This is a genomic window from Salmonella sp. A7, assembly GCF_020181675.1.
In the GTDB taxonomy this organism is placed as follows: domain Bacteria; phylum Pseudomonadota; class Gammaproteobacteria; order Enterobacterales; family Enterobacteriaceae; genus Salmonella; species Salmonella enterica.
This window is the reverse complement of the sequence record NZ_CP084001.1, coordinates 4354305-4381209: the sequence shown is the minus strand read 5'-3', so window position 1 is coordinate 4381209 and position 26905 is coordinate 4354305. Positions and strand designations below refer to the sequence as shown.

Genomic DNA, 26905 nt, shown 5'->3' with positions numbered 1-26905 from the left:
AATGAATATTCGTGATCTTGAATATCTGGTGGCGTTAGCCGAACATCGCCATTTCCGGCGAGCGGCGGACTCCTGTCACGTCAGCCAGCCAACCCTTAGCGGGCAAATACGTAAGCTGGAAGATGAGCTGGGCGTTATGCTGCTGGAGCGTACGAGCCGTAAGGTGCTGTTTACCCAGGCGGGCTTACTGCTGGTGGATCAGGCGCGTACCGTACTGCGTGAGGTCAAGGTGCTCAAGGAGATGGCAAGCCAACAAGGCGAGACGATGTCCGGCCCGCTGCATATTGGTTTAATCCCAACAATTGGTCCCTATTTGCTGCCGCTTATCATTCCAATGTTGCACCAGACTTTCCCGAAGCTGGAAATGTATCTGCATGAGGCGCAAACGCATCAGTTGTTAGCGCAACTCGATAGCGGCAAGCTTGACTGCGCTATTCTGGCGCTGGTGAAAGAGAGCGAGGCGTTCATCGAAGTGCCGCTGTTTGATGAGCCCATGATGCTGGCTATTTATGAGGATCATCCGTGGGCGAATCGCGATCGCGTGCCGATGTCCGACCTGGCGGGCGAGAAATTGCTAATGCTGGAAGATGGCCACTGTCTGCGCGATCAGGCGATGGGGTTCTGTTTTGAAGCGGGAGCGGATGAAGATACCCATTTCCGGGCGACCAGTCTGGAAACGCTGCGCAACATGGTGGCGGCGGGCAGTGGTATTACACTACTCCCCGCGCTGGCCGTACCACAGGAGCGTAAGCGCGACGGCGTGGTTTATCTGCCATGCATTAAGCCGGAGCCGCGTCGTACCGTGGGGCTGGTTTATCGCCCGGGATCGCCGCTGCGTAGCCGTTATGAGCAACTGGCTGAGGCCATCCGTGGCGCAATGGATGGCCATTTCGACAAGGCGTTAAAACAGGCGGTTTAAGCCGTTCAACGCCGCAACCCGATAAGCTTCCGCCATGGTTGGGTAGTTAAAGGTGGTGTTAACGAAGTATTCGATGGTGTTACCGCCACCTTTCTGCTCCATGATCGCCTGGCCGATATGAATAATTTCGGCGGCGCGTTCGCCAAAGCAGTGAATCCCCAGAATTTCTTTGGTTTCGCGGTGGAAGAGAATTTTTAGCGTGCCGACGTTCATGCCGACGATTTGCGCTCGCGCCAGATGCTTAAACTGCGCGCGGCCCACTTCGTAAGGCACTTTCATTGCCGTTAACTGCTGCTCGGTTTTGCCGACAGAACTGATTTCCGGAATGGTATAAATCCCGGTGGGGATATCTTCGATAAGATGCGCGGTCGCTTCGCCTTTCACCAGCGCCTGCGCTGCAATACGCCCCTGATCGTAGGCGGCGGAGGCCAGACTGGGATAGCCAATCACGTCGCCCACCGCATAGACGTGCGGCAGGGCGGTCTGGTACATACTGTTGACTTTGAGCTGTCCACGGCTGTCTGTTTCCAGACCAATATTCTCCAGCGCCAGCGAATCGGTGTTACCGGTACGGCCATTAGCATAGAGCAGGCAGTCAGCCTTCAGTTTTTTACCGGATTTCAGGTGCATGATGACGCCATCATCGCAGCCTTCGATTTTCTCATACTCTTCATTGTGGCGAATAACCACGCCGCTATTCCAGAAATGGTAAGAGAGAGAGTCGGACATCTCCTGATCGAGAAAGGCCAGCAGGCGATCGCGGGTGTTGATCAGATCCACTTTCACATCCATACCGCGGAAGATGGACGCATATTCGCAGCCGATAACGCCGGCGCCGTAAATAATAACGTGGCGCGGTTCATGGTGGAGACTCAGGATTGAGTCGCTGTCATAAATGCGCGGATGCGAGAAATCCACATCATTGGGATGGTAAGGACGCGAACCACAGGCAATAACAAATTTTTCTGCCGTCAGGGTTTCAACCGTGCCGTCATGGCATTCCAGCGCCAGGGTATGTTCGTCAATAAAATGGGCGTTGCCCTGCAAGATTTCACAGTGGTTACGCTCATAAAACCCCTGACGCATACGCGTTTGTTGATTAATCACGTTATCGGCATGATTAAGGATATCGGCGAATGAAGAACGAAGAAGACGGGAGTGGTCGCTATAGAGCGGGTTTTGATTAAATTCAATAATGCGGCTGACGGCGTGGCGAAGGGCTTTGGATGGAATGGTGCCCCAGTGGGTACATCCGCCGCCAACGTTATGATAACGCTCAATCACCGCGACGCGTGCTCCTTGCTTAACCAGACCCATTGCAGCGCCTTCACCGCCGGGGCCTGACCCTATGACGACTGCATCATAATCCCAGGAATGTGGCATGGTATTACTCACCTGTTTTTATACATAAAATAAACACGATGATAACATTTGCCCAGCTTTAACCCAATTATCGTTGTGCTTTTTTGCGAAGCCGGAGCACAAACTGTCTGTAAACAATCATTCACAATCCAGTGTGAACCCGTTACTTTTATTCTCTGGTATAGTGCCGAATAAGGCATATGGAAGGATTCAGACATTGTGATGGGTGTTAGAGCGCAACAAAAAGAAAAAACCCGGCGTTCGCTGGTGGAAGCCGCATTCAGCCAACTGAGCGCTGAGCGGAGTTTCGCCAGCCTGAGTTTGCGTGAGGTGGCGCGTGAAGCGGGCATTGCGCCAACGTCGTTTTACCGTCATTTTCGCGATGTCGATGAACTCGGTCTGACGATGGTGGATGAAAGCGGTCTGATGCTGCGTCAGTTGATGCGTCAGGCGCGGCAGCGCATCGCGAAAGGCGGCAGCGTCATTCGCACGTCGGTCTCCACATTTATGGAGTTTATCGGCAACAATCCCAACGCCTTCCGTCTGTTGTTGCGCGAACGTTCCGGCACTTCAGCGGCGTTTCGTGCCGCCGTCGCGCGGGAGATTCAGCATTTTATTGCGGAACTTGCCGACTATCTGGAACTCGAAAACCATATGCCGCGCGCGTTTACTGAAGCCCAGGCCGAAGCGATGGTGACTATTGTCTTTAGCGCGGGCGCAGAGGCGTTGGACATCGGCGCTGAACAGCGTCGGCAATTAGAAGAGCGGCTGGTATTGCAACTGCGCATGATTGCGAAAGGGGCGTATTACTGGTATCGCCGTGAGCAAGAGAAAATAGCACATCATTCCGAATAACGTGAAGGACGAGTAATGAAACAGTCAGGTCAAGATAAAGGTACGCTGTTGCTGGCGCTCATCGCTGGCTTATCGATTAACGGCACATTCGCGGCGCTGTTTAGCGCTATTGTGCCGTTCTCCGTATTCCCGGTTATCTCGCTGGTGCTGACGGTATATTGCCTGCATCAGCGCTACCAAAATCGTACTATGCCGGTAGGTTTGCCGGGGTTGGCCGCCGCCTGTTTCATTCTTGGCGTTTTACTGTATAGCACCGTCGTGCGTGCAGAATATCCGGATATTGGCTCTAATTTCTTCCCGGCGGTGCTGTCGGTGATTCTGGTATTCTGGATTGGCTTTAAGCTGCGTAACCGCAAGCAGGACACCGCGGAATAGCGTGCGAATGCCGTATGGCGGTATAACCGGCCATCCGACGTACATTTTACCTTGCGGTGAGTAATACCCCGCATTCCATATGATGTGTATACGGGAACTGATCGAATAGCGCCAGGCGAGACACCGTGTGCGTCTGGCTTAATGTTTCCAGGTTTTTGCACAACGTTTCCGGATTGCAGGAAATGTACAGAATACGTGGATAAGCCTGCACCATTTTCTCCGTTTCGCTGTCCAGACCGCTGCGCGGCGGATCGACAAAAATGGTTTCGCACTGATAGCGCTTCAGATCGATCCCCTGCAGGCGGTTAAACTCACGAACGCCATTCATCGCCTGGGTAAACTCTTCCGCCGCCATGCGAATAATTTGCACATTATCAATATGATTAGCGGTAATATTGTACTGTGCGGCAGCGACGGACGGTTTGGCGATTTCGGTTGCCAGCACGCGGTCAAAATTGCGCGCCAGCGCTAAAGAAAAATTGCCGTTGCCGCAATACAACTCAAGCAGATCGCCTTTTGAGTCTTTCGTCACCTCCAGCGCCCACTCTAACATCTGAATATTCATGGCGGCGTTTGGCTGCGTAAAGCTGTTTTCGACCTGGCGGTAGATCATCTCTTTACCTGCCACAGGCAGACGCTCATCAATATAATCCTGATCCAATTCGATTTTAGTTTTAGTGGCCCGGCCAATCAGGTGTACGTTCAGACCTTGCGCGCGTAAAGCATCGCGTAACGCAGTGGCGGCTTTACGCCACTCTTCGTCCAGCTTCTTATGGTACAGCAACGACACTACCGCCTGGTTGCTCAAGGTCGTGAGATAATCGATCTGGAACAGCTTATGCCGCAGTGCATGATTATCGCGCACGCCGGCAATCATCGCCTTCATTAAGGTATTAATCAGTTGGCTGGCCGCCGGGAAGGTGTCAACGCGAATGCGGCTTTTGGTCTGCTGATCAAACATAATGTGGTACAGGTCATCGCCGTCATGCCACAGGCGAAATTCCGCACGCATACGATAGTGACTGACCGGCGAGCGAAATACTTCCGGAACCAGGTCAGAAAACGGCGCCATCATACTCTGCAAGCGCGCCACTTTTTCGGCCAGCTGCGCCTCATACTGTTCTGTCGGAAGATGTTCGGGGGTCATATCGCATCCTGAATAATAAAAGTACGCGGGGATTGTAGGGATTGCTCAGTGGATGTCCAGCTATTGATGATTTCTGATTTGTGATGCGCGGTCTGGACAGGGTGTTGTGACAGACGGTAGCATCCGTGGGCCGGTCCTGTGAGTTAATAGGGAATCCAGTGAAAATCTGGAGCTGACGCGCAGCGGTAAGGAAAGGTGAGATGAGAGCGTAAGCAGACACTGCCTCCGGCGGGAAGTCATCATTTCTGCTATCCAGCCAACGGATAACCCTCCAAGCCCGAAGACCTGCCGGCTAACGTCGCATCTGGTTTTTCATCATCGCGTACTATCGATGAAGCCTGCGGCATCCTTCTTATATTGTGGATGCTTTACAATGATTAAAAAAGCTACGCTGCTGACGGCGTTCTCCGTCACGGCCTTTTCCGCTTGGGCGCAGGACACTAGCCCGGATACCCTGGTTGTCACCGCCAACCGTTTTCAGCAGCCGCGCAGCGCGGTTCTGGCGCCCGTTACCATCGTGACGCGTCAGGATATTGAACGCTGGCAATCGACCTCCGTAAATGATGTTCTGCGCCGTTTGCCTGGCGTCGATATTGCGCAGAGCGGCGGCGCTGGACAAAACTCCTCCATTTTCATTCGCGGCACCAACTCCAGCCATGTACTGGTATTGATTGACGGCGTGCGTCTGAATTTAGCAGGCGTGAGCGGGTCCGCCGATCTCAGCCAGTTCCCGGTGTCGCTGGTACAGCGCATTGAATATATTCGTGGTCCGCGCTCCGCTATTTATGGTTCCGATGCTATCGGCGGCGTAGTGAATATCATTACGACGCGCGATAACCCAGGCACAGAATTAACCGCTGGATGGGGAAGCAATAGCTACCAGAATTACGACATCTCGACGCAACAGCAACTTGGCGAAAACACGCGGGCGACGTTGATCGGCGATTACGAATACACCAAAGGGTTTGACGTGGTAGCGAAAGGCGGTACCGGGATGCAGGCGCAGCCTGACCGGGACGGCTTTTTGAGTAAAACGCTTTATGGCGCGTTAGAGCATACCTTTTCTGATCGCTGGAGCGGATTCGTGCGTGGTTATGGCTACGATAACCGTACCGATTACGACGCCTATTACTCGCCGGGCTCGCCGTTGATTGATACACGCAAACTTTATAGCCAAAGCTGGGACGCCGGGCTGCGCTTTAATGGCGAACGTATTCAGTCTCAGCTGGTTTCAAGCTATAGCCACAGTAAAGATTACAACTATGATCCGCACTATGGCCGGTATGATACCTCCGCCACGCTGGATGAGATGAAACAGTACAATGTTCAATGGACCAACAGTGTGGTCGTGGGGCACGGTAATGTTGGGGCGGGCGTAGACTGGCAGAAACAGACTACCACGCCAGGTACCGGCTATGTGCCCGAGGGATATGACCAGCGTAATACCGGGGTTTACCTGACAGGATTACAACAGTTGGGTGACTTCACTCTGGAAGCGGCGGCGCGCAGTGATGACAACTCCCAGTTTGGTCGTCATGGTACATGGCAAACCAGCGCGGGATGGGAGTTTATAGAAGGTTATCGCTTTATTGCCTCCTACGGAACCTCCTACAAAGCGCCTAATTTGGGCCAACTGTATGGTTATTACGGTAATCCGAACCTGAATCCTGAAAAGAGTAAACAGTGGGAAGGCGCATTTGAAGGGCTAACCGCTGGCGTCAGCTGGCGTATTTCAGGTTATCGTAACGATATTAATGACATGATCGATTATGACGATCATCTGCAAAAATATTACAACGAAGGTAAGGCGCGCATTAAAGGTATTGAGGCGACGGCGAATTTCGATACCGGACCGTTAACGCATACGGTCAGTTACGATTACGTTGATGCGCGTAATGCGATTACCGATACGCCATTACCCCGGCGTTCCAAACAGATGGCAAAATATCAACTTGACTGGGACGTTTACGATTTTGACTGGGGGGTGACATATCAATACCTTGGTTCCCGCTATGATTCGGACTACTCCGCTTACCCATACCGGACAGTAAAAATGGGCGGCGTCAGTTTATGGGATCTTACGGTTGCATATCCGGTCACCTCACACCTTACAGTTCGTGGTAAAATAGCCAACCTGTTCGACAAAGATTACGAGACAGTTTATGGCTACCAAACTGCAGGACGAGAATACATCTTGTCTGGCAGCTACACCTTCTGAACCACGTCCCACCGTGCTGGTATTTGATTCCGGCGTCGGTGGATTGTCGGTCTATGATGAGATTCGGCGGCTCCTGCCGGATCTCCACTATATATATGCTTTCGATAACGTGGCTTTCCCCTACGGGGAAAAGAGCGAAACGTTTATCGTCGAGCGCGTTGTCGAGATTGTGACTGCGGTACAGCAGCGCTATCCCCTTTCACTGGCGGTGATTGCCTGCAATACCGCCAGTACGGTCTCACTTCCCGCATTACGTGAAAAGTTTGCCTTCCCGGTGGTGGGCGTTGTGCCTGCAATTAAACCAGCGGCGCGGCTGACCGCCAATGGCGTCGTCGGGCTACTGGCGACGAGAGCGACGGTCAAACGTCCTTATACTCACGAGCTGATTGCGCGCTTCGCCAATGAATGTCAGATAGCGATGTTGGGGTCGGCAGAACTGGTGGAACTGGCGGAAGCTAAATTACATGGCGATTCGGTATCGCTGGAAGAGCTGCGCCGCATATTACGCCCATGGCTACGAATGCCGGAGCCGCCTGACACGGTCGTTCTGGGGTGTACGCATTTCCCTCTATTACGGGACGAGCTTTTGCAAGTCCTGCCCGAAGGGACGCGGTTAGTGGATTCCGGCGCGGCGATAGCGCGTCGTACAGCCTGGCTGTTGGAACATGAAGCGCCGGATGCGAAATCAACCGATGCCAATATTGCTTATTGCATGGCAATGACGCCAGGAGCTGAACAATTATTACCCGTTTTACAGCGTTATGGCTTTGAAACGCTCGAAAAACTGGCGGTTTAATGGCGTTTTGGGTAAATACCAGGCACTTGAGAAATTATTTTAAATTTCCTCTTGTCAGGCAGAAATAACTCCCTATAATGCGCCACCACTGACACGGAACAACGGCATACAGGCCGCCGGGTCAGCGGGGTTCAGACCAGAACCTCACGGAGAAAAGCGAAAATAAACGCTTGACTCTGAAGCGGGAAAGCGTAGTATGCACACCCCGCGCCGCTGAGAAAAAGCGAAGCGGCACTGCTCTTTAACAATTTATCAGACAATCTGTGTGGGCACTCGAAGATACGGATTCTTAACGTCCTCGGACGAAAAATGAATACCAAGTCTCAAGAGTGAACACGTAATTCATTACGAAGTTTAATTCTTTGAGCATCAAACTTTTAAATTGAAGAGTTTGATCATGGCTCAGATTGAACGCTGGCGGCAGGCCTAACACATGCAAGTCGAACGGTAACAGGAAGCAGCTTGCTGCTTTGCTGACGAGTGGCGGACGGGTGAGTAATGTCTGGGAAACTGCCTGATGGAGGGGGATAACTACTGGAAACGGTGGCTAATACCGCATAACGTCGCAAGACCAAAGAGGGGGACCTTCGGGCCTCTTGCCATCAGATGTGCCCAGATGGGATTAGCTTGTTGGTGAGGTAACGGCTCACCAAGGCGACGATCCCTAGCTGGTCTGAGAGGATGACCAGCCACACTGGAACTGAGACACGGTCCAGACTCCTACGGGAGGCAGCAGTGGGGAATATTGCACAATGGGCGCAAGCCTGATGCAGCCATGCCGCGTGTATGAAGAAGGCCTTCGGGTTGTAAAGTACTTTCAGCGGGGAGGAAGGTGTTGTGGTTAATAACCGCAGCAATTGACGTTACCCGCAGAAGAAGCACCGGCTAACTCCGTGCCAGCAGCCGCGGTAATACGGAGGGTGCAAGCGTTAATCGGAATTACTGGGCGTAAAGCGCACGCAGGCGGTCTGTCAAGTCGGATGTGAAATCCCCGGGCTCAACCTGGGAACTGCATTCGAAACTGGCAGGCTTGAGTCTTGTAGAGGGGGGTAGAATTCCAGGTGTAGCGGTGAAATGCGTAGAGATCTGGAGGAATACCGGTGGCGAAGGCGGCCCCCTGGACAAAGACTGACGCTCAGGTGCGAAAGCGTGGGGAGCAAACAGGATTAGATACCCTGGTAGTCCACGCCGTAAACGATGTCTACTTGGAGGTTGTGCCCTTGAGGCGTGGCTTCCGGAGCTAACGCGTTAAGTAGACCGCCTGGGGAGTACGGCCGCAAGGTTAAAACTCAAATGAATTGACGGGGGCCCGCACAAGCGGTGGAGCATGTGGTTTAATTCGATGCAACGCGAAGAACCTTACCTGGTCTTGACATCCACAGAACTTTCCAGAGATGGATTGGTGCCTTCGGGAACTGTGAGACAGGTGCTGCATGGCTGTCGTCAGCTCGTGTTGTGAAATGTTGGGTTAAGTCCCGCAACGAGCGCAACCCTTATCCTTTGTTGCCAGCGGTCCGGCCGGGAACTCAAAGGAGACTGCCAGTGATAAACTGGAGGAAGGTGGGGATGACGTCAAGTCATCATGGCCCTTACGACCAGGGCTACACACGTGCTACAATGGCGCATACAAAGAGAAGCGACCTCGCGAGAGCAAGCGGACCTCATAAAGTGCGTCGTAGTCCGGATTGGAGTCTGCAACTCGACTCCATGAAGTCGGAATCGCTAGTAATCGTGGATCAGAATGCCACGGTGAATACGTTCCCGGGCCTTGTACACACCGCCCGTCACACCATGGGAGTGGGTTGCAAAAGAAGTAGGTAGCTTAACCTTCGGGAGGGCGCTTACCACTTTGTGATTCATGACTGGGGTGAAGTCGTAACAAGGTAACCGTAGGGGAACCTGCGGTTGGATCACCTCCTTACCTTAAAGAAACGTACTTTGCAGTGCTCACACAGATTGTCTGATGAAAAACGAGCAGTAAAACCTCTACAGGCTTGTAGCTCAGGTGGTTAGAGCGCACCCCTGATAAGGGTGAGGTCGGTGGTTCAAGTCCACTCAGGCCTACCAGATTTTCCCTGAATACTGCGTTGTGAAATAACTCACATACTGATGTATGCTTCGTTATTCCACGCCTTGTCTCAGGAAAAATTATCGGTAAAGAGGTTCTGACTACACGATGGGGCTATAGCTCAGCTGGGAGAGCGCCTGCTTTGCACGCAGGAGGTCTGCGGTTCGATCCCGCATAGCTCCACCATCTCGTGAGTGTTTACGAAAAAATACTTCAGAGTGTACCTGAAAGGGTTCACTGCGAAGTTTTGCTCTTTAAAAATCTGGATCAAGCTGAAAATTGAAACACAGAACAACGAAAGTTGTTCGTGAGTCTCTCAAATTTTCGCAACACGATGATGAATCGTAAGAAACATCTTCGGGTTGTGAGGTTAAGCGACTAAGCGTACACGGTGGATGCCCTGGCAGTCAGAGGCGATGAAGGACGTGCTAATCTGCGATAAGCGCCGGTAAGGTGATATGAACCGTTATAACCGGCGATTTCCGAATGGGGAAACCCAGTGTGACTCGTCACACTATCATTAACTGAATCCATAGGTTAATGAGGCGAACCGGGGGAACTGAAACATCTAAGTACCCCGAGGAAAAGAAATCAACCGAGATTCCCCCAGTAGCGGCGAGCGAACGGGGAGGAGCCCAGAGCCTGAATCAGCATGTGTGTTAGTGGAAGCGTCTGGAAAGGCGCGCGATACAGGGTGACAGCCCCGTACACAAAAGCGCATGTGCTGTGAGCTCGATGAGTAGGGCGGGACACGTGGTATCCTGTCTGAATATGGGGGGACCATCCTCCAAGGCTAAATACTCCTGACTGACCGATAGTGAACCAGTACCGTGAGGGAAAGGCGAAAAGAACCCCGGCGAGGGGAGTGAAAAAGAACCTGAAACCGTGTACGTACAAGCAGTGGGAGCACCCTTTTGGGTGTGACTGCGTACCTTTTGTATAATGGGTCAGCGACTTATATTCTGTAGCAAGGTTAACCGAATAGGGGAGCCGGAGGGAAACCGAGTCTTAACCGGGCGTTAAGTTGCAGGGTATAGACCCGAAACCCGGTGATCTAGCCATGGGCAGGTTGAAGGTTGGGTAACACTAACTGGAGGACCGAACCGACTAATGTTGAAAAATTAGCGGATGACCTGTGGCTGGGGGTGAAAGGCCAATCAAACCGGGAGATAGCTGGTTCTCCCCGAAAGCTATTTAGGTAGCGCCTCGTGAATTCATCTCCGGGGGTAGAGCACTGTTTCGGCTAGGGGGCCATCCCGGCTTACCAACCCGATGCAAACTGCGAATACCGGAGAATGTTATCACGGGAGACACACGGCGGGTGCTAACGTCCGTCGTGAAGAGGGAAACAACCCAGACCGCCAGCTAAGGTCCCAAAGTCATGGTTAAGTGGGAAACGATGTGGGAAGGCCCAGACAGCCAGGATGTTGGCTTAGAAGCAGCCATCATTTAAAGAAAGCGTAATAGCTCACTGGTCGAGTCGGCCTGCGCGGAAGATGTAACGGGGCTAAACCATGCACCGAAGCTGCGGCAGCGACACTCAGGTGTTGTTGGGTAGGGGAGCGTTCTGTAAGCCTGCGAAGGTGGCCTGTGAGGGTTGCTGGAGGTATCAGAAGTGCGAATGCTGACATAAGTAACGATAAAGCGGGTGAAAAGCCCGCTCGCCGGAAGACCAAGGGTTCCTGTCCAACGTTAATCGGGGCAGGGTGAGTCGACCCCTAAGGCGAGGCCGAAAGGCGTAGTCGATGGGAAACGGGTTAATATTCCCGTACTTGGTGTTACTGCGAAGGGGGGACGGAGAAGGCTATGTTGGCCGGGCGACGGTTGTCCCGGTTTAAGCGTGTAGGTGTGTGTTCCAGGTAAATCCGGTTCACTTTAACACTGAGGCGTGATGACGAGGCACTACGGTGCTGAAGCAACAAATGCCCTGCTTCCAGGAAAAGCCTCTAAGCATCAGGTAACATCAAATCGTACCCCAAACCGACACAGGTGGTCAGGTAGAGAATACCAAGGCGCTTGAGAGAACTCGGGTGAAGGAACTAGGCAAAATGGTGCCGTAACTTCGGGAGAAGGCACGCTGACACGTAGGTGAAGTGATTTACTCATGGAGCTGAAGTCAGTCGAAGATACCAGCTGGCTGCAACTGTTTATTAAAAACACAGCACTGTGCAAACACGAAAGTGGACGTATACGGTGTGACGCCTGCCCGGTGCCGGAAGGTTAATTGATGGGGTCAGCGCAAGCGAAGCTCCTGATCGAAGCCCCGGTAAACGGCGGCCGTAACTATAACGGTCCTAAGGTAGCGAAATTCCTTGTCGGGTAAGTTCCGACCTGCACGAATGGCGTAATGATGGCCAGGCTGTCTCCACCCGAGACTCAGTGAAATTGAACTCGCTGTGAAGATGCAGTGTACCCGCGGCAAGACGGAAAGACCCCGTGAACCTTTACTATAGCTTGACACTGAACATTGAGCCTTGATGTGTAGGATAGGTGGGAGGCTTTGAAGTGTGGACGCCAGTCTGCATGGAGCCGACCTTGAAATACCACCCTTTAATGTTTGATGTTCTAACGTGGACCCGTGATCCGGGTTGCGGACAGTGTCTGGTGGGTAGTTTGACTGGGGCGGTCTCCTCCTAAAGAGTAACGGAGGAGCACGAAGGTTGGCTAATCCTGGTCGGACATCAGGAGGTTAGTGCAATGGCATAAGCCAGCTTGACTGCGAGCGTGACGGCGCGAGCAGGTGCGAAAGCAGGTCATAGTGATCCGGTGGTTCTGAATGGAAGGGCCATCGCTCAACGGATAAAAGGTACTCCGGGGATAACAGGCTGATACCGCCCAAGAGTTCATATCGACGGCGGTGTTTGGCACCTCGATGTCGGCTCATCACATCCTGGGGCTGAAGTAGGTCCCAAGGGTATGGCTGTTCGCCATTTAAAGTGGTACGCGAGCTGGGTTTAGAACGTCGTGAGACAGTTCGGTCCCTATCTGCCGTGGGCGCTGGAGAACTGAGGGGGGCTGCTCCTAGTACGAGAGGACCGGAGTGGACGCATCACTGGTGTTCGGGTTGTCATGCCAATGGCACTGCCCGGTAGCTAAATGCGGAAGAGATAAGTGCTGAAAGCATCTAAGCACGAAACTTGCCCCGAGATGAGTTCTCCCTGAGACTTAAAGTCTCCTGAAGGAACGTTGAAGACGACGACGTTGATAGGCCGGGTGTGTAAGCGCAGCGATGCGTTGAGCTAACCGGTACTAATGAACCGTGAGGCTTAACCTTACAACGCCGAAGATGTTTTGGCGGTTGAGAGATGATTTTCAGCACTGATTCAGATTACATCAGAACGTAAAAACGGTCTGATAACAGAATTTGCCTGGCGGCACTAGCGCGGTGGTCCCACCTGACCCCATGCCGAACTCAGAAGTGAAACGCCGTAGCGCCGATGGTAGTGTGGGGTCTCCCCATGCGAGAGTAGGGAACCGCCAGGCATCAAATAAAACGAAAGGCTCAGTCGAAAGACTGGGCCTTTTGTTTTATCTGTTGTTTGTCGGTGAGCGCTCTCCGGAGGAGGACAAATCCGCCGGGAGCGGATTTGAACGTTGCGCAGCAACGGCCCGGAGGGTGGCGGGCAGGACGCCCGCCATAAACTGCCAGGCATCAGACAAGTGAAGAAGCCCATCCAGACGGACGGGCTTTTTTGCGTGTGTGGTAACTGTAAAAATGTAGGCCTGATAAGCGCAGCGCCATCAGGCAACCTGCACCGCCGGATGGCAGCTTCGCCTTATCCGGCCTACGGCATCGACATAATGCCTGTGTATACCGCCTTATTCCGTCGACATAACCGCAAGCCTTCCCTACATAGATGCGGTAAACTAAGCCTGATTTTGCATCAGGAAAGCGTCTATGAATCACTCCCTAAAACCCTGGAATACCTTCGGCATTGATCATTGTGCAAAGCACATCGTATGCGCTGAAAACGAACAACAACTACTGAGCGCCTGGCAGCAAGCAACTCGTGAGGGACTGCCGGTTATGATCCTGGGTGAAGGAAGCAATGTCCTGTTTCTGGAAAATTACGCCGGCACCGTGATCCTTAACCGCCTGAAAGGCATTGAGGTCAATGAAACCGCGGACGCCTGGCACCTACACGTCGGCGCAGGCGAAAACTGGCATCAGCTGGTTCGCTACGCGCTGGACAACAACATGCCCGGCCTGGAGAATCTGGCGCTCATCCCTGGCTGCGTTGGTTCCTCACCTATACAGAATATTGGCGCGTATGGCGTAGAACTACAACGCGTCTGCGACTACGTTGACTGCGTTGAACTGGAAACGGGAAAACGTCTGCGTTTGTCTGCGGCGGAATGCCGTTTCGGCTATCGTGACAGTATCTTCAAAAATGAATATCAGGATCGCGTTGCGATCGTCGCGGTGGGACTGCGTTTGTCAAAGCAATGGCAGCCGGTGTTGACCTATGGCGATCTTACTCGTCTGGACCCGAAAACGGTCACCGCACAACAGGTATTTGATGCTGTATGCCATATGCGCACCACAAAATTGCCGGATCCTAAAGTGAATGGCAATGCGGGCAGCTTTTTTAAAAATCCCGTTGTCGCAGCCGATATCGCTATGGAACTGTTAGAACGATTTCCCAACGCGCCGCATTACCCTCAGGCAGACGGCTCAGTGAAGCTGGCGGCAGGCTGGCTGATTGACCAATGTCAGTTGAAAGGCGTCACCATTGGCGGCGCTGCGGTGCATCGCCAACAGGCGCTGGTATTGATTAATGCGAATGATGCGACAAGTAAAGATGTGGTGGCGCTGGCGCATCATGTCCGGCAAAAAGTGGGTGAAAAATTTAATGTCTGGCTGGAGCCTGAGGTTCGCTTTATTGGTCAGCTCGGAGAGGTGAACGCTGTGGAGAGCATTGCATGAAAGATACTACCGTTCCCCTGACGCTGATCTCACTACTTGCCGACGGAGAGTTTCACTCAGGCGAGCAGTTGGGTGAACGGCTGGGAATGAGCCGCGCGGCGATTAATAAACATATCCAGACATTACGCGACTGGGGAGTAGATGTATTTACCGTTCCCGGGAAAGGATATAGCTTACCGGAACCCATCCAGTTACTGGATGCTGACCGTATACATAGCCAACTGGATAGCGGAAACGTGGCGGTATTGCCCGTTATCGATTCAACCAATCAGTATTTACTTGATCGAATTGGTGAGCTGCGCTCAGGCGATGCCTGTGTAGCAGAATACCAACAGGCAGGGCGTGGTCGTCGCGGGCGTAAATGGTTCTCACCGTTTGGCGCGAATCTATATCTTTCAATGTACTGGCGTCTGGAGCAGGGGCCTGCGGCGGCAATAGGCTTGAGTCTGGTCATTGGAATTGTGATGGCGGAAGTGCTGCGTGAACTGGGCGCAGATAAAGTTCGCGTGAAGTGGCCTAACGACCTCTACCTACTGGATCGCAAGCTGGCGGGTATTCTGGTCGAGTTAACCGGTAAAACGGGCGATGCCGCACAAATAGTGATTGGCGCTGGTATTAACATGGCAATGCGTCGTGTAGAAGAGGACGTGATAAATCAGGGATGGATCACGTTGCAGGAGGCCGGAATTACGCTCGACCGCAATATGCTGGCCGCAAAGCTGATTTATAAGCTACGTGCTGCGCTTGAGCTTTTTGAGCAAGAAGGTCTTTCTCCTTATCTTTCGCGCTGGAAAAAACTGGATAATTTTATTGGTCGTCCGGTAAAACTGATTATTGGCGACAAAGAAATATTTGGTATTTCTCGCGGCATTGATACTCAGGGCGCATTATTGCTTGAACAGGATGGCGTGATTAAACCCTGGATGGGTGGAGAAATATCGCTGCGAAGCGCCGAATAGTAAAAAAGGGGAGTCGGTACTCCCCTTTTTTCTGTTATTTCCGCAATCTTACCTGTTCCACCGCATGGTTAGCGCTCTTGGTCATAATAAGGCTGGCACGTTCTCGCGTGGGTAAAATATTTTGTTTTAAATTCAACCAGTTAATTTCTTTCCAAAGCGAAGCTGCTGTATTAACAGCTTCTTCTTTAGATAATTTCGCATAATTGTGGAAATAAGAGTCAGGATCGGTAAACGCCCCTTCGCGGAATTTCAGGAAGCGGTTGATATACCATGTCTGAAGAAGTTCTTCTGGCGCATCAACGTAAATAGAGAAATCAACGAAATCAGAGACAAATACATGGTGCGGATCGTGAGGATAATCCATGCCGCTTTGTAAAACATTCAAACCTTCAAGAATCAATATATCAGGCTGAGCGACGGTTTTATCCCCTTCAGGAATAACATCGTAAATCAAATGAGAATAGACTGGCGCCGTCACGTTCGGTACGCCCGACTTGAGGTCAGAAACGAATTTCACCAGTCGGTGCATATCATACGATTCGGGGAAGCCCTTTTTCTTCATTAACCCGCGTTCTTTCAACACATGGTTTGGGTGGAGGAAGCCGTCTGTGGTAATCAATTCAACACGGCGGTGTTCCGGCCAGCGACTCAGCAACGCTTGCAGAACGCGTGCTGTCGTGCTTTTACCCACTGCGACGCTGCCCGCGATACTGATGATATAAGGGATTCGCTGGCCGTTAGTGCCCAGAAACTGTTCCAGGACAGCCTGACGACGCAGATTTGAACTGATATAGAAATTTAGCAAACGGGAGAGAGGTAAATATATTTCTGCAACTTCTTCCAGCGATAAATCTTCATTAATGCCTTTTAACTGCGCGATCTCATCCTCGGTCAGGGTCATCGGCACAGAATCGCGAAGCGCAGCCCACTGGCTGCGATCAAACTGTAGGTAAGGCGTCATTAACGATTGCTCTTTTATACTCATAAGCATGTTTCTGGCTGCTATTGCTACATCAGTTCAGCGATGAACGAGGGCCATCCCTGACATGCAACGGCACGTCACATTTAAGTTAATTTGGACAATGGGCAGGAGGGTAACACCAGATGGGGAGGAATAATAAGAAAAAATCTCGCTGTGAAAGCTATCCCTGAGAAGCAATGTGACGAATATACCAGATACAGAAGATTGCTTTCTATCGACGGAACGTTGAAATGCCGCGTCGTATCCTGGTCAGACGGTCGGTAAAACGCCGAAAATTTATGCTCTCTTGTTTGAAATTAGAGCATTTTTGTCTCTTATAGCGCAAAATGTGAGCGATAGAACATTTTATGCAATTTTTTAGTTGCATGAGCACGCAGGTCTCCATAGAATGCGCGCTACTTGATGCCGACTTAGCTCAGTAGGTAGAGCAACTGACTTGTAATCAGTAGGTCACCAGTTCGATTCCGGTAGTCGGCACCATCAAGTCCGGTGGGGTTCCCGAGCGGCCAAAGGGAGCAGACTGTAAATCTGCCGTCACAGACTTCGAAGGTTCGAATCCTTCCCCCACCACCATTTTCGGCCGCGCGATGGCGCAGCCCGAGACGATAAGTTCGCTTACCGGCTCGAATAAAGAGAGTTTCTCTCGATATTCAGTGCAGAATGAAAATCAGGTAGCCGAGTTCCAGGATGCGGGCATCGTATAATGGCTATTACCTCAGCCTTCCAAGCTGATGATGCGGGTTCGATTCCCGCTGCCCGCTCCAAGATGTGCTGATATAGCTCAGTTGGTAGAGCGCACCCTTGGTAAGGGTGAGGTCGGCAGTTCGAATCTGCCTATCAGCACCACTTCTTTTCTCCTTCCTGTTTTTCTCTTCTGTTTATTAGCATTCAACAAGTCGGGCGTGTTGCCTGGTTGATGTGGTGATATCACCGATTTATCCGTGTCTTAGAGGGACAATCGATGTCTAAAGAAAAGTTTGAACGTACAAAACCGCACGTTAACGTCGGTACTATCGGCCACGTTGACCATGGTAAAACAACGCTGACCGCTGCCATTACTACCGTACTGGCTAAAACCTACGGCGGTGCCGCCCGCGCATTCGACCAGATCGATAACGCGCCGGAAGAAAAAGCGCGTGGTATCACCATCAACACTTCTCACGTTGAATACGATACCCCGACCCGCCACTACGCACACGTAGACTGCCCGGGGCACGCCGACTATGTTAAAAACATGATCACCGGTGCTGCTCAGATGGACGGCGCGATCCTGGTTGTTGCTGCGACTGACGGCCCGATGCCGCAGACCCGTGAGCACATCCTGCTGGGTCGTCAGGTAGGCGTTCCGTACATCATCGTGTTCCTGAACAAATGCGACATGGTTGATGACGAAGAGCTGCTGGAACTGGTTGAAATGGAAGTTCGTGAACTTCTGTCTCAGTACGACTTCCCGGGCGACGACACTCCGATCGTTCGTGGTTCTGCTCTGAAAGCGCTGGAAGGCGACGCAGAGTGGGAAGCGAAAATTATCGAACTGGCTGGCTTCCTGGATTCTTACATTCCGGAACCAGAGCGTGCGATTGACAAGCCGTTCCTGCTGCCGATCGAAGACGTATTCTCCATCTCCGGTCGTGGTACCGTTGTTACCGGTCGTGTAGAACGCGGTATCATCAAAGTGGGCGAAGAAGTTGAAATCGTTGGTATCAAAGAGACTCAGAAGTCTACCTGTACTGGCGTTGAAATGTTCCGCAAACTGCTGGACGAAGGCCGTGCCGGTGAGAACGTAGGTGTTCTGCTGCGTGGTATCAAACGTGAAGAAATCGAACGTGGTCAGGTACTGGCTAAGCCGGGCACCATCAAGCCGCACACCAAGTTCGAATCTGAAGTGTACATTCTGTCCAAAGATGAAGGCGGCCGTCATACTCCGTTCTTCAAAGGCTACCGTCCGCAGTTCTACTTCCGTACTACTGACGTGACTGGTACCATCGAACTGCCGGAAGGCGTAGAGATGGTAATGCCGGGCGACAACATCAAAATGGTTGTTACCCTGATCCACCCGATCGCAATGGACGACGGTCTGCGTTTCGCAATCCGTGAAGGCGGCCGTACCGTTGGCGCGGGCGTTGTTGCTAAAGTTCTCGGCTAATCGCTGATAACATTTGACGCAATGCGCAATAAAAGGGCATCATTTGATGCCCTTTTTGCACGCTTTCACACCAGAACCTGGCTCATCAGTGATTTTATTTGTCATAATCATTGCTGAGACAGGCTCTGTAGAGGGCGTATAATCCGAAAGGCGAATAAGCGTTTCGATTTGGATTGCCTCGCGATTGCGGGGTGAAAATGTTTGTAGAATACTTCTGACAGGTTGGTTTATGAGTGCGAATACCGAAGCTCAAGGGAGCGGGCGCGGCCTGGAAGCGATGAAGTGGATAGTTGTTGCCATATTGCTGATCGTCGCAATCGTCGGCAACTACCTCTATCGCGACATGATGCTGCCGCTGCGTGCGCTGGCCGTAGTAATTCTGATTGCTGCAGCGGGTGGTGTCGCGCTGTTGACGACAAAAGGTAAAGCAACCGTTGCTTTTGCCCGTGAAGCGAGAACCGAAGTCCGTAAGGTCATTTGGCCGACTCGCCAGGAAACGCTGCACACCACGCTGATCGTCGCTGCGGTTACCGCAGTTATGTCACTGATCCTGTGGGGACTGGATGGTATTCTGGTTCGCCTGGTATCCTTTATCACTGGCCTGAGGTTCTGAGATGTCTGAAGCACCTAAAAAGCGCTGGTACGTCGTTCAGGCGTTTTCCGGTTTTGAAGGCCGCGTAGCCACATCGCTGCGCGAGCATATCAAATTACACAATATGGAAGAGCTGTTTGGCGAAGTCATGGTGCCGACTGAAGAAGTCGTTGAGATCCGTGGCGGCCAGCGTCGCAAAAGCGAACGCAAATTCTTCCCGGGTTACGTTCTGGTCCAGATGGTCATGAACGACGCAAGCTGGCACCTGGTGCGCAGCGTGCCGCGTGTGATGGGCTTTATCGGCGGTACGTCAGACCGTCCGGCGCCGATCAGCGACAAAGAAGTCGATGCGATCATGAACCGCCTGCAGCAGGTTGGCGATAAGCCGCGGCCGAAAACTCTGTTTGAACCGGGTGAAATGGTTCGTGTTAACGACGGTCCGTTCGCAGACTTTAACGGCGTTGTCGAAGAAGTCGATTATGAGAAGTCTCGCCTGAAAGTGTCTGTTTCTATCTTCGGTCGTGCGACCCCGGTAGAGCTGGACTTCAGCCAGGTTGAGAAAGCGTAAGGCTGCGATCAAAAAAGCAGCGATCTAATCGTTGCATAGGGCGCGAAATTGACATACAATTTCGCGCCTTTTGTTTTTATGGGCCTTATGCCCATAAAGCGATATTTATCACGGGGAGCTTCTTTGAAGCGATACTACCCAATTCGAGGAATTTAGAATGGCTAAGAAAGTACAAGCCTACGTCAAGCTGCAGGTTGCAGCTGGTATGGCGAACCCGAGTCCGCCGGTTGGTCCAGCACTGGGTCAGCAGGGTGTGAACATCATGGAATTCTGCAAAGCGTTCAACGCAAAAACGGATTCCATCGAAAAAGGTCTGCCGATTCCGGTTGTTATTACCGTTTACGCTGACCGTTCTTTCACCTTCGTTACCAAAACGCCTCCGGCAGCTGTTCTGCTGAAAAAAGCGGCTGGTATCAAGTCTGGTTCCGGCAAGCCGAACAAAGACAAAGTAGGTAAAATTTCCCGCGCTCAGCTGCAGGAAATCGCGCAGACCAAAGCTGCCGACATGACTGGTGCCGACATTGAAGCGATGATTCGCTCCATCGAAGGTACTGCACGTTCCATGGGCCTGGTAGTGGAGGACTAAGAAATGGCTAAACTGACCAAGCGTATGCGCGTGATCCGTGAAAAAGTTGATGCGACCAAACAGTACGACATCAACGAAGCTATTGCCCTGCTGAAAGAGCTGGCCACTGCTAAATTCAACGAAAGCGTTGACGTTGCCGTTAACCTCGGCATCGATGCTCGTAAATCTGACCAGAACGTTCGTGGCGCGACTGTACTGCCGCACGGTACTGGCCGTTCTGTTCGTGTTGCCGTATTTACCCAGGGCCCGAACGCTGAAGCAGCTAAAGCTGCTGGCGCTGAGCTGGTAGGTATGGAAGATCTGGCTGACCAGATCAAGAAAGGCGAAATGAACTTCGACGTTGTTATCGCATCCCCGGATGCAATGCGCGTTGTTGGCCAACTGGGCCAGGTTCTGGGTCCGCGCGGCCTGATGCCAAACCCGAAAGTCGGTACCGTAACGCCGAACGTTGCTGAAGCGGTTAAGAACGCTAAAGCAGGTCAGGTTCGTTACCGTAACGACAAAAACGGCATCATCCACACCACCATCGGTAAAGTGGACTTTGACGCTGACAAACTGAAAGAAAACCTGGAAGCTCTGCTGGTTGCGCTGAAAAAAGCAAAACCGAGCCAGGCGAAAGGCGTGTACATCAAGAAAGTTAGCATCTCCACCACCATGGGTGCTGGCGTTGCCGTTGATCAGGCTGGTCTGAGCGCATCTGCGAACTAAGATTAGTCTTTACGTGGGCGGTGATTTTGTCTACAATCTTACCCCCACGTATTCTGCTAGTTGCAGACGTATATCCGAGATATTCGGGTTGTGGTAAGGCGGCAACTGAGTGAGTCGCCAGGAGCATAGCTAACTATGTGACTGGTGCGAACGAAGGAAGCCAACGCCGCCACAAGCTGAATAGCGACGGATAGAAAAGATTTGTTCGTTGGAGCCTGGCCTATCCAGGCCTCCGTCGAAGACCGCAGGCGTCTCGCAAGAGGCTTAATCCCCTGCGTAGACGGTGACAGAACGCTAAGATTATTTTTGATACTCTGGCTTGTTTCTGCTCACCGTATTAAGACGCTCTTCTCGTTGAGATGAGTGAAGTGAGTTCCGGAACATGAGTTCCGGCAAACATCCAGGAGCAAAGCTAATGGCTTTAAATCTTCAAGACAAACAAGCGATTGTTGCTGAAGTCAGCGAAGTAGCCAAAGGCGCGCTGTCTGCAGTAGTTGCGGATTCCCGTGGCGTAACTGTAGATAAAATGACTGAACTGCGTAAAGCAGGTCGTGAAGCTGGCGTATACATGCGTGTTGTTCGTAACACCCTGCTGCGTCGCGTCGTTGAAGGTACTCAGTTCGAGTGCCTGAAAGACACGTTTGTTGGTCCGACCCTGATTGCATACTCTATGGAACACCCGGGCGCTGCTGCTCGTCTGTTCAAAGAGTTCGCGAAAGCGAATGCAAAATTTGAGGTCAAAGCTGCAGCCTTTGAAGGTGAGCTGATCCCGGCGTCTCAGATCGACCGCCTGGCAACTCTGCCGACCTACGAAGAAGCAATTGCACGCCTGATGGCAACCATGAAAGAAGCTTCGGCTGGCAAACTGGTTCGCACACTGGCTGCTGTACGCGATGCAAAAGAAGCTGCGTAATCGCAGTTGTCTTTATCAAGCATTTGCTTACGTATAAACTTATTCTGATATTCAGGAACAATTTAAATGTCTATCACTAAAGATCAAATCATTGAAGCAGTATCCGCTATGTCCGTAATGGACGTTGTAGAACTGATTTCTGCAATGGAAGAAAAATTCGGTGTTTCCGCTGCTGCTGCTGTAGCTGTAGCTGCTGGCCCGGCTGAAGCTGCTGAAGAAAAAACTGAATTCGACGTAATTCTGAAAGCTGCTGGCGCTAACAAAGTTGCTGTTATCAAAGCAGTACGTGGCGCAACTGGCCTGGGTCTGAAAGAAGCTAAAGACCTGGTAGAATCTGCTCCGGCCGCTCTGAAAGAAGGCGTGAGCAAAGATGACGCTGAAGCACTGAAAAAATCTCTGGAAGAAGCTGGCGCTGAAGTTGAAGTTAAATAAGCCAACCCTTCCGGTTGCAGCCTGAGAAATCAGGCTGATGGCTGGTGACTTTTTAGTCACCAGCCTTTTTGCGCTGTAAGGCGCCAGTAGCGTTTCACACTGTTTGACTACTGCTGTGCCTTTCAATGCTTGTTTCTATCGACGACTTAATATACTGCGACAGAGCGTACGTTCTGTGTAAATCGCAATGAAATGGTTTAAGCGTGATAGCAACAGGCATTGCGGAAAGTATCCATTTTCCGGTCAACAAAATAGTGTTGCACAAACTGTCCCCCGCAGGACAGATGGGTCGACTTGTCAGCGAGCTGAGGAACCCTATGGTTTACTCCTATACCGAGAAAAAACGTATTCGTAAGGATTTTGGTAAACGTCCACAAGTTCTGGATGTACCTTATCTCCTTTCTATCCAGCTTGACTCGTTTCAGAAGTTTATCGAGCAAGATCCTGAAGGGCAGTACGGCCTGGAAGCAGCCTTCCGTTCCGTGTTCCCGATTCAGAGCTACAGCGGTAATTCCGAGCTGCAGTACGTCAGCTACCGCCTTGGCGAACCGGTGTTTGACGTTCAGGAATGTCAGATCCGTGGCGTGACCTATTCCGCACCGCTGCGCGTAAAACTGCGTCTGGTGATCTACGAGCGCGAAGCGCCGGAAGGCACCGTTAAAGACATTAAAGAACAAGAAGTCTACATGGGCGAAATCCCGCTCATGACCGACAACGGTACCTTTGTTATCAACGGTACTGAGCGTGTTATCGTTTCTCAGCTGCACCGTAGTCCGGGCGTCTTCTTTGACTCCGACAAAGGTAAAACCCACTCTTCGGGTAAAGTGCTGTATAACGCGCGCATCATTCCTTACCGTGGTTCCTGGCTGGACTTCGAATTCGATCCGAAGGACAACCTGTTCGTGCGTATTGACCGTCGCCGTAAACTGCCTGCGACCATCATCCTGCGTGCGCTGAACTACACCACTGAGCAGATCCTTGACCTGTTCTTTGAGAAAGTTGTCTTCGAAATTCGCGACAACAAGCTGCAGATGGAGCTGATTCCAGAACGTCTGCGCGGCGAAACCGCGTCGTTCGATATCGAAGCTAACGGCAAAGTGTACGTTGAAAAAGGCCGTCGCATTACCGCGCGTCACATCCGTCAGCTGGAAAAAGACGATATCAAGCATATCGAAGTTCCGGTTGAGTACATCGCAGGTAAAGTCGTCTCTAAAGACTACGTTGACGAATCCACTGGCGAGCTGATCTGCGCGGCGAACATGGAGCTGAGCCTGGATCTGCTGGCTAAGCTGAGCCAGTCCGGCCACAAACGTATCGAAACGCTGTTTACCAACGATCTGGACCACGGCCCGTACATTTCTGAAACGGTACGCGTCGACCCAACTAACGATCGTCTGAGCGCGCTGGTAGAAATCTACCGCATGATGCGCCCTGGTGAGCCGCCGACTCGTGAAGCGGCTGAAAGCCTGTTTGAGAACCTGTTCTTCTCCGAAGACCGCTATGACCTGTCTGCGGTGGGTCGTATGAAGTTCAACCGTTCTCTGCTGCGCGACGAAATCGAAGGTTCCGGTATCCTGAGCAAAGACGACATCATTGATGTCATGAAGAAGCTCATCGATATCCGTAACGGTAAAGGCGAAGTGGATGATATCGACCACCTCGGCAACCGTCGTATCCGTTCCGTCGGCGAAATGGCAGAAAACCAGTTCCGCGTTGGCCTGGTGCGTGTAGAGCGTGCGGTGAAAGAGCGTCTGTCTCTGGGCGATCTGGATACCCTGATGCCTCAGGATATGATCAACGCCAAGCCGATTTCCGCCGCAGTGAAAGAGTTCTTTGGTTCCAGCCAGCTGTCTCAGTTTATGGACCAGAACAACCCACTGTCTGAGATTACGCACAAACGCCGTATCTCCGCACTCGGCCCAGGTGGTCTGACCCGTGAACGCGCAGGCTTCGAAGTTCGAGACGTACACCCGACGCACTACGGTCGCGTGTGTCCTATCGAAACGCCGGAAGGTCCGAACATCGGTCTGATCAACTCCCTGTCCGTGTACGCACAGACTAACGAATATGGCTTCCTTGAGACGCCGTACCGTCGTGTGGTTGATGGCGTGGTCACTGACGAAATTCATTACCTGTCTGCTATCGAAGAAGGCAACTACGTTATCGCTCAGGCGAACTCCAACCTGGATGACGAAGGCCACTTTGTAGAAGATCTGGTTACCTGCCGTAGCAAAGGCGAATCCAGCTTGTTCAGCCGTGACCAGGTTGACTACATGGACGTATCCACCCAGCAGGTGGTCTCCGTCGGTGCGTCCCTGATCCCGTTCCTGGAACACGATGACGCCAACCGTGCATTGATGGGTGCGAACATGCAACGTCAGGCGGTTCCGACTCTGCGTGCTGATAAGCCGCTGGTGGGTACCGGTATGGAACGTGCTGTCGCCGTCGACTCCGGTGTTACTGCAGTAGCTAAACGTGGCGGTACTGTTCAGTACGTGGATGCATCCCGTATCGTTATCAAAGTTAACGAAGACGAGATGTACCCGGGCGAAGCGGGTATCGACATCTATAACCTGACCAAATACACCCGCTCTAACCAGAACACCTGTATCAACCAGATGCCATGTGTGTCTCTGGGCGAGCCGGTTGAACGCGGCGACGTGCTGGCAGACGGTCCGTCCACCGACCTCGGTGAACTGGCGCTCGGTCAGAACATGCGCGTGGCGTTCATGCCGTGGAACGGCTACAACTTCGAAGACTCCATCCTCGTATCCGAGCGTGTTGTCCAGGAAGACCGTTTCACCACCATCCACATTCAGGAACTGGCGTGCGTGTCCCGTGACACCAAGCTGGGGCCGGAAGAGATCACCGCTGATATCCCGAACGTGGGTGAAGCTGCGCTCTCCAAACTGGATGAATCCGGTATCGTTTACATCGGCGCGGAAGTGACCGGCGGTGACATTCTGGTCGGTAAGGTGACGCCGAAAGGTGAAACCCAGCTGACGCCGGAAGAGAAACTGCTGCGTGCGATCTTCGGTGAGAAAGCGTCTGACGTTAAAGACTCTTCTCTGCGCGTACCTAACGGTGTCTCCGGTACGGTTATCGACGTTCAGGTCTTTACTCGCGATGGCGTAGAAAAAGACAAACGTGCTCTGGAAATCGAAGAGATGCAGCTCAAGCAGGCGAAAAAAGACCTGTCTGAAGAACTGCAGATCCTCGAAGCGGGCCTGTTTAGCCGTATCCGTGCGGTGCTGGTGTCCGGCGGCGTTGAAGCTGAGAAGCTCGACAAACTGCCGCGCGACCGCTGGCTGGAACTCGGTCTGACCGACGAAGAGAAACAAAATCAGCTGGAACAACTGGCTGAGCAGTATGACGAACTGAAACACGAGTTCGAGAAAAAACTTGAAGCGAAGCGCCGTAAAATCACCCAGGGCGACGATCTGGCGCCGGGCGTGCTGAAGATCGTGAAGGTCTATCTGGCCGTTAAACGCCGTATCCAGCCGGGTGATAAGATGGCAGGTCGTCACGGTAACAAGGGTGTTATCTCTAAGATCAACCCGATCGAAGACATGCCTTACGATGAAAACGGCACGCCGGTAGACATCGTACTGAACCCGCTGGGCGTACCGTCTCGTATGAACATCGGTCAGATTCTGGAAACCCACCTGGGTATGGCTGCGAAAGGTATCGGCGATAAGATCAACGCCATGCTGAAACAGCAGCAGGAAGTCGCGAAACTGCGCGAATTCATCCAGCGTGCCTACGATCTGGGCGCCGACGTTCGTCAGAAAGTCGACCTGAGCACCTTCAGCGATGATGAAGTGCTGCGTCTGGCAGAAAACCTGCGTAAAGGTATGCCGATTGCCACACCAGTGTTTGACGGTGCGAAAGAAGCGGAAATCAAAGAGCTGCTGAAACTGGGCGACCTGCCGACCTCCGGTCAGATCACCCTGTTCGATGGCCGTACGGGTGAACAGTTCGAACGTCCGGTAACCGTCGGTTACATGTACATGCTGAAACTGAACCACCTGGTTGATGACAAGATGCATGCGCGTTCTACCGGTTCTTACAGCCTGGTTACTCAGCAGCCGCTGGGTGGTAAGGCGCAGTTCGGTGGTCAGCGCTTCGGGGAGATGGAAGTGTGGGCGCTGGAAGCTTACGGCGCCGCCTATACCCTGCAGGAAATGCTCACCGTTAAGTCTGATGACGTGAACGGCCGTACTAAGATGTATAAGAACATCGTGGACGGCAACCATCAGATGGAACCGGGTATGCCGGAATCCTTCAACGTTCTGTTGAAAGAGATCCGCTCGCTGGGCATCAACATCGAACTGGAAGACGAGTAATTCTCG

The 26905-nt window shown here is 52.2% G+C and carries 19 protein-coding genes, 6 tRNA genes, 3 rRNA genes and 1 riboswitch; of the genes, 24 read left to right on the top strand and 4 right to left on the bottom strand.

Annotated features, from left to right (window positions below):
• The first annotated feature begins 1 nt into the window (after nucleotide 1).
• Complete coding sequence (gene oxyR / locus LCS67_RS21230) at nucleotides 2-919, top strand: DNA-binding transcriptional regulator OxyR (protein ID WP_001025919.1); 918 nt, start codon at nucleotides 2-4, stop codon at nucleotides 917-919.
• On the opposite strand, the gene sthA is transcribed toward oxyR, so the two are convergent.
• Nucleotides 902-2302 carry a Si-specific NAD(P)(+) transhydrogenase gene (sthA, locus tag LCS67_RS21225; protein ID WP_001120789.1) on the bottom strand — a complete coding sequence of 467 codons (1401 nt, stop codon included), beginning with the start codon at nucleotides 2300-2302 and terminating at the stop codon, nucleotides 902-904. The two genes, oxyR and sthA, sit on opposite strands and share 18 nt — an antisense overlap.
• A gap of 198 nt (nucleotides 2303-2500) precedes the next feature.
• Here sthA and fabR point away from each other — a divergent pair, with 198 nt between their 5' ends.
• Nucleotides 2501-3136, top strand: a complete 636-nt coding sequence (fabR, locus tag LCS67_RS21220) for an HTH-type transcriptional repressor FabR (RefSeq protein WP_000971958.1) — start codon at nucleotides 2501-2503, stop codon at nucleotides 3134-3136.
• 15 nt (nucleotides 3137-3151) lie between these two features.
• On the top strand, nucleotides 3152-3511 hold the full coding sequence (locus tag LCS67_RS21215) for a YijD family membrane protein (RefSeq protein ID WP_000813838.1): 360 nt from the start codon (nucleotides 3152-3154) through the stop codon (nucleotides 3509-3511).
• 46 nt (nucleotides 3512-3557) lie between these two features.
• Here LCS67_RS21215 and trmA read toward each other — a convergent pair whose 3' ends face one another.
• A complete protein-coding gene (gene trmA / locus LCS67_RS21210) occupies nucleotides 3558-4658 on the bottom strand; it encodes a tRNA (uridine(54)-C5)-methyltransferase TrmA (RefSeq protein ID WP_001528904.1) in 1101 nt (366 codons plus the stop codon).
• A 114-nt stretch (nucleotides 4659-4772) separates the two neighbouring features.
• Nucleotides 4773-4966: riboswitch (cobalamin riboswitch) on the top strand.
• A gap of 65 nt (nucleotides 4967-5031) precedes the next feature.
• Here trmA and btuB point away from each other — a divergent pair.
• The 9 genes from btuB (at nucleotide 5032) to birA (ending at nucleotide 15626) form a co-directional block, all read left to right on the top strand.
• Nucleotides 5032-6876 (top strand): TonB-dependent vitamin B12 receptor BtuB, encoded by a 1845-nt coding sequence (gene btuB, locus LCS67_RS21205; RefSeq protein ID WP_080148227.1) that lies wholly within the window; start codon nucleotides 5032-5034, stop codon nucleotides 6874-6876.
• Nucleotides 6821-7672, top strand: a complete 852-nt coding sequence (gene murI, locus LCS67_RS21200; protein ID WP_000201812.1) for a glutamate racemase — start codon at nucleotides 6821-6823, stop codon at nucleotides 7670-7672. The genes btuB and murI overlap by 56 nt, the downstream gene beginning before the upstream one ends.
• Before the next feature lie 379 nt (nucleotides 7673-8051).
• Nucleotides 8052-9593: ribosomal RNA gene (locus LCS67_RS21195) — 16S ribosomal RNA — on the top strand.
• Between the two features lie 69 nt (nucleotides 9594-9662).
• Nucleotides 9663-9739, top strand: a tRNA-Ile gene (locus LCS67_RS21190).
• 111 nt (nucleotides 9740-9850) lie between these two features.
• Nucleotides 9851-9926: transfer RNA gene (locus tag LCS67_RS21185), tRNA-Ala, on the top strand.
• A gap of 182 nt (nucleotides 9927-10108) precedes the next feature.
• Nucleotides 10109-13014: ribosomal RNA gene (locus tag LCS67_RS21180) — 23S ribosomal RNA — on the top strand.
• 93 nt (nucleotides 13015-13107) lie between these two features.
• Nucleotides 13108-13223: ribosomal RNA gene (gene rrf, locus LCS67_RS21175) — 5S ribosomal RNA — on the top strand.
• The 16S, 23S and 5S rRNA genes sit together here with 2 tRNA genes alongside, the layout of an rRNA operon.
• 415 nt (nucleotides 13224-13638) lie before the next feature.
• A complete protein-coding gene (gene murB / locus LCS67_RS21170; RefSeq protein ID WP_001016648.1) occupies nucleotides 13639-14667 on the top strand; it encodes a UDP-N-acetylmuramate dehydrogenase in 1029 nt (342 codons plus the stop codon).
• A complete protein-coding gene (birA, locus tag LCS67_RS21165) occupies nucleotides 14664-15626 on the top strand; it encodes a bifunctional biotin--[acetyl-CoA-carboxylase] ligase/biotin operon repressor BirA (RefSeq protein WP_000655747.1) in 963 nt (320 codons plus the stop codon). The genes murB and birA overlap by 4 nt, the downstream gene beginning before the upstream one ends.
• A 34-nt stretch (nucleotides 15627-15660) precedes the next feature.
• On the opposite strand, the gene coaA is transcribed toward birA, so the two are convergent.
• Nucleotides 15661-16611 carry a type I pantothenate kinase gene (coaA, locus tag LCS67_RS21160; protein WP_000023067.1) on the bottom strand — a complete coding sequence of 317 codons (951 nt, stop codon included), beginning with the start codon at nucleotides 16609-16611 and terminating at the stop codon, nucleotides 15661-15663.
• A gap of 208 nt (nucleotides 16612-16819) precedes the next feature.
• Nucleotides 16820-16993: a hypothetical protein gene (locus LCS67_RS21155; RefSeq protein WP_001614935.1), complete on the bottom strand. Its 174-nt coding sequence runs from the start codon at nucleotides 16991-16993 to the stop codon at nucleotides 16820-16822.
• Nucleotides 16994-17012: 19 nt separating this feature from the next.
• On the opposite strand from LCS67_RS21155, the gene LCS67_RS21150 reads away from it, so the two are divergent.
• The 12 genes from LCS67_RS21150 (at nucleotide 17013) to rpoB (ending at nucleotide 26899) form a co-directional block, all read left to right on the top strand.
• Nucleotides 17013-17088, top strand: a tRNA-Thr gene (locus LCS67_RS21150).
• A gap of 8 nt (nucleotides 17089-17096) precedes the next feature.
• Nucleotides 17097-17181, top strand: a tRNA-Tyr gene (locus tag LCS67_RS21145).
• A 116-nt stretch (nucleotides 17182-17297) separates the two neighbouring features.
• Nucleotides 17298-17372 (top strand) — tRNA-Gly (locus LCS67_RS21140).
• A gap of 6 nt (nucleotides 17373-17378) precedes the next feature.
• Nucleotides 17379-17454, top strand: a tRNA-Thr gene (locus LCS67_RS21135).
• A gap of 115 nt (nucleotides 17455-17569) precedes the next feature.
• A complete protein-coding gene (tuf, locus tag LCS67_RS21130; protein WP_000031748.1) occupies nucleotides 17570-18754 on the top strand; it encodes an elongation factor Tu in 1185 nt (394 codons plus the stop codon).
• A 229-nt stretch (nucleotides 18755-18983) separates the two neighbouring features.
• Nucleotides 18984-19367: a preprotein translocase subunit SecE gene (gene secE, locus LCS67_RS21125; RefSeq protein ID WP_001275691.1), complete on the top strand. Its 384-nt coding sequence runs from the start codon at nucleotides 18984-18986 to the stop codon at nucleotides 19365-19367.
• 1 nt (nucleotide 19368) lies between these two features.
• Nucleotides 19369-19914 carry a transcription termination/antitermination protein NusG gene (gene nusG / locus LCS67_RS21120; RefSeq protein WP_001287521.1) on the top strand — a complete coding sequence of 182 codons (546 nt, stop codon included), beginning with the start codon at nucleotides 19369-19371 and terminating at the stop codon, nucleotides 19912-19914.
• A gap of 157 nt (nucleotides 19915-20071) precedes the next feature.
• The gene (gene rplK / locus LCS67_RS21115) at nucleotides 20072-20500 is read left to right on the top strand and encodes a 50S ribosomal protein L11 (RefSeq protein ID WP_001085925.1); all 429 of its coding nucleotides are present in this window, start codon (nucleotides 20072-20074) and stop codon (nucleotides 20498-20500) included.
• 3 nt (nucleotides 20501-20503) lie between these two features.
• Nucleotides 20504-21208 (top strand): 50S ribosomal protein L1, encoded by a 705-nt coding sequence (gene rplA / locus LCS67_RS21110; protein WP_001096676.1) that lies wholly within the window; start codon nucleotides 20504-20506, stop codon nucleotides 21206-21208.
• A gap of 415 nt (nucleotides 21209-21623) precedes the next feature.
• Entirely contained in the window at nucleotides 21624-22121 is a 498-nt protein-coding gene (gene rplJ / locus LCS67_RS21105; protein WP_001207203.1) for a 50S ribosomal protein L10, read from the top strand.
• 66 nt (nucleotides 22122-22187) lie between these two features.
• On the top strand, nucleotides 22188-22553 hold the full coding sequence (gene rplL, locus LCS67_RS21100; protein WP_000028882.1) for a 50S ribosomal protein L7/L12: 366 nt from the start codon (nucleotides 22188-22190) through the stop codon (nucleotides 22551-22553).
• A gap of 317 nt (nucleotides 22554-22870) precedes the next feature.
• On the top strand, nucleotides 22871-26899 hold the full coding sequence (rpoB, locus tag LCS67_RS21095; protein WP_000263105.1) for a DNA-directed RNA polymerase subunit beta: 4029 nt from the start codon (nucleotides 22871-22873) through the stop codon (nucleotides 26897-26899).
• Nucleotides 26900-26905 lie beyond the last annotated feature (6 nt).

Coding starts and splice junctions, on each gene's coding strand:
- oxyR (WP_001025919.1), top strand. CDS start 2: ATGAATATTCGTGATCTTGAATATCTGGTGGCGTTAGCCGAACATCGC.
- sthA (WP_001120789.1), bottom strand. CDS start 2,302: ATGCCACATTCCTGGGATTATGATGCAGTCGTCATAGGGTCAGGCCCC.
- LCS67_RS21215 (WP_000813838.1), top strand. CDS start 3,152: ATGAAACAGTCAGGTCAAGATAAAGGTACGCTGTTGCTGGCGCTCATC.
- trmA (WP_001528904.1), bottom strand. CDS start 4,658: ATGACCCCCGAACATCTTCCGACAGAACAGTATGAGGCGCAGCTGGCC.
- btuB (WP_080148227.1), top strand. CDS start 5,032: ATGATTAAAAAAGCTACGCTGCTGACGGCGTTCTCCGTCACGGCCTTT.
- murI (WP_000201812.1), top strand. CDS start 6,821: ATGGCTACCAAACTGCAGGACGAGAATACATCTTGTCTGGCAGCTACA.
- murB (WP_001016648.1), top strand. CDS start 13,639: ATGAATCACTCCCTAAAACCCTGGAATACCTTCGGCATTGATCATTGT.
- birA (WP_000655747.1), top strand. CDS start 14,664: ATGAAAGATACTACCGTTCCCCTGACGCTGATCTCACTACTTGCCGAC.
- coaA (WP_000023067.1), bottom strand. CDS start 16,611: ATGAGTATAAAAGAGCAATCGTTAATGACGCCTTACCTACAGTTTGAT.
- LCS67_RS21155 (WP_001614935.1), bottom strand. CDS start 16,993: ATGGAGACCTGCGTGCTCATGCAACTAAAAAATTGCATAAAATGTTCT.
- tuf (WP_000031748.1), top strand. CDS start 17,570: ATGTCTAAAGAAAAGTTTGAACGTACAAAACCGCACGTTAACGTCGGT.
- secE (WP_001275691.1), top strand. CDS start 18,984: ATGAGTGCGAATACCGAAGCTCAAGGGAGCGGGCGCGGCCTGGAAGCG.
- nusG (WP_001287521.1), top strand. CDS start 19,369: ATGTCTGAAGCACCTAAAAAGCGCTGGTACGTCGTTCAGGCGTTTTCC.
- rplK (WP_001085925.1), top strand. CDS start 20,072: ATGGCTAAGAAAGTACAAGCCTACGTCAAGCTGCAGGTTGCAGCTGGT.
- rplA (WP_001096676.1), top strand. CDS start 20,504: ATGGCTAAACTGACCAAGCGTATGCGCGTGATCCGTGAAAAAGTTGAT.
- rplJ (WP_001207203.1), top strand. CDS start 21,624: ATGGCTTTAAATCTTCAAGACAAACAAGCGATTGTTGCTGAAGTCAGC.
- rplL (WP_000028882.1), top strand. CDS start 22,188: ATGTCTATCACTAAAGATCAAATCATTGAAGCAGTATCCGCTATGTCC.
- rpoB (WP_000263105.1), top strand. CDS start 22,871: ATGGTTTACTCCTATACCGAGAAAAAACGTATTCGTAAGGATTTTGGT.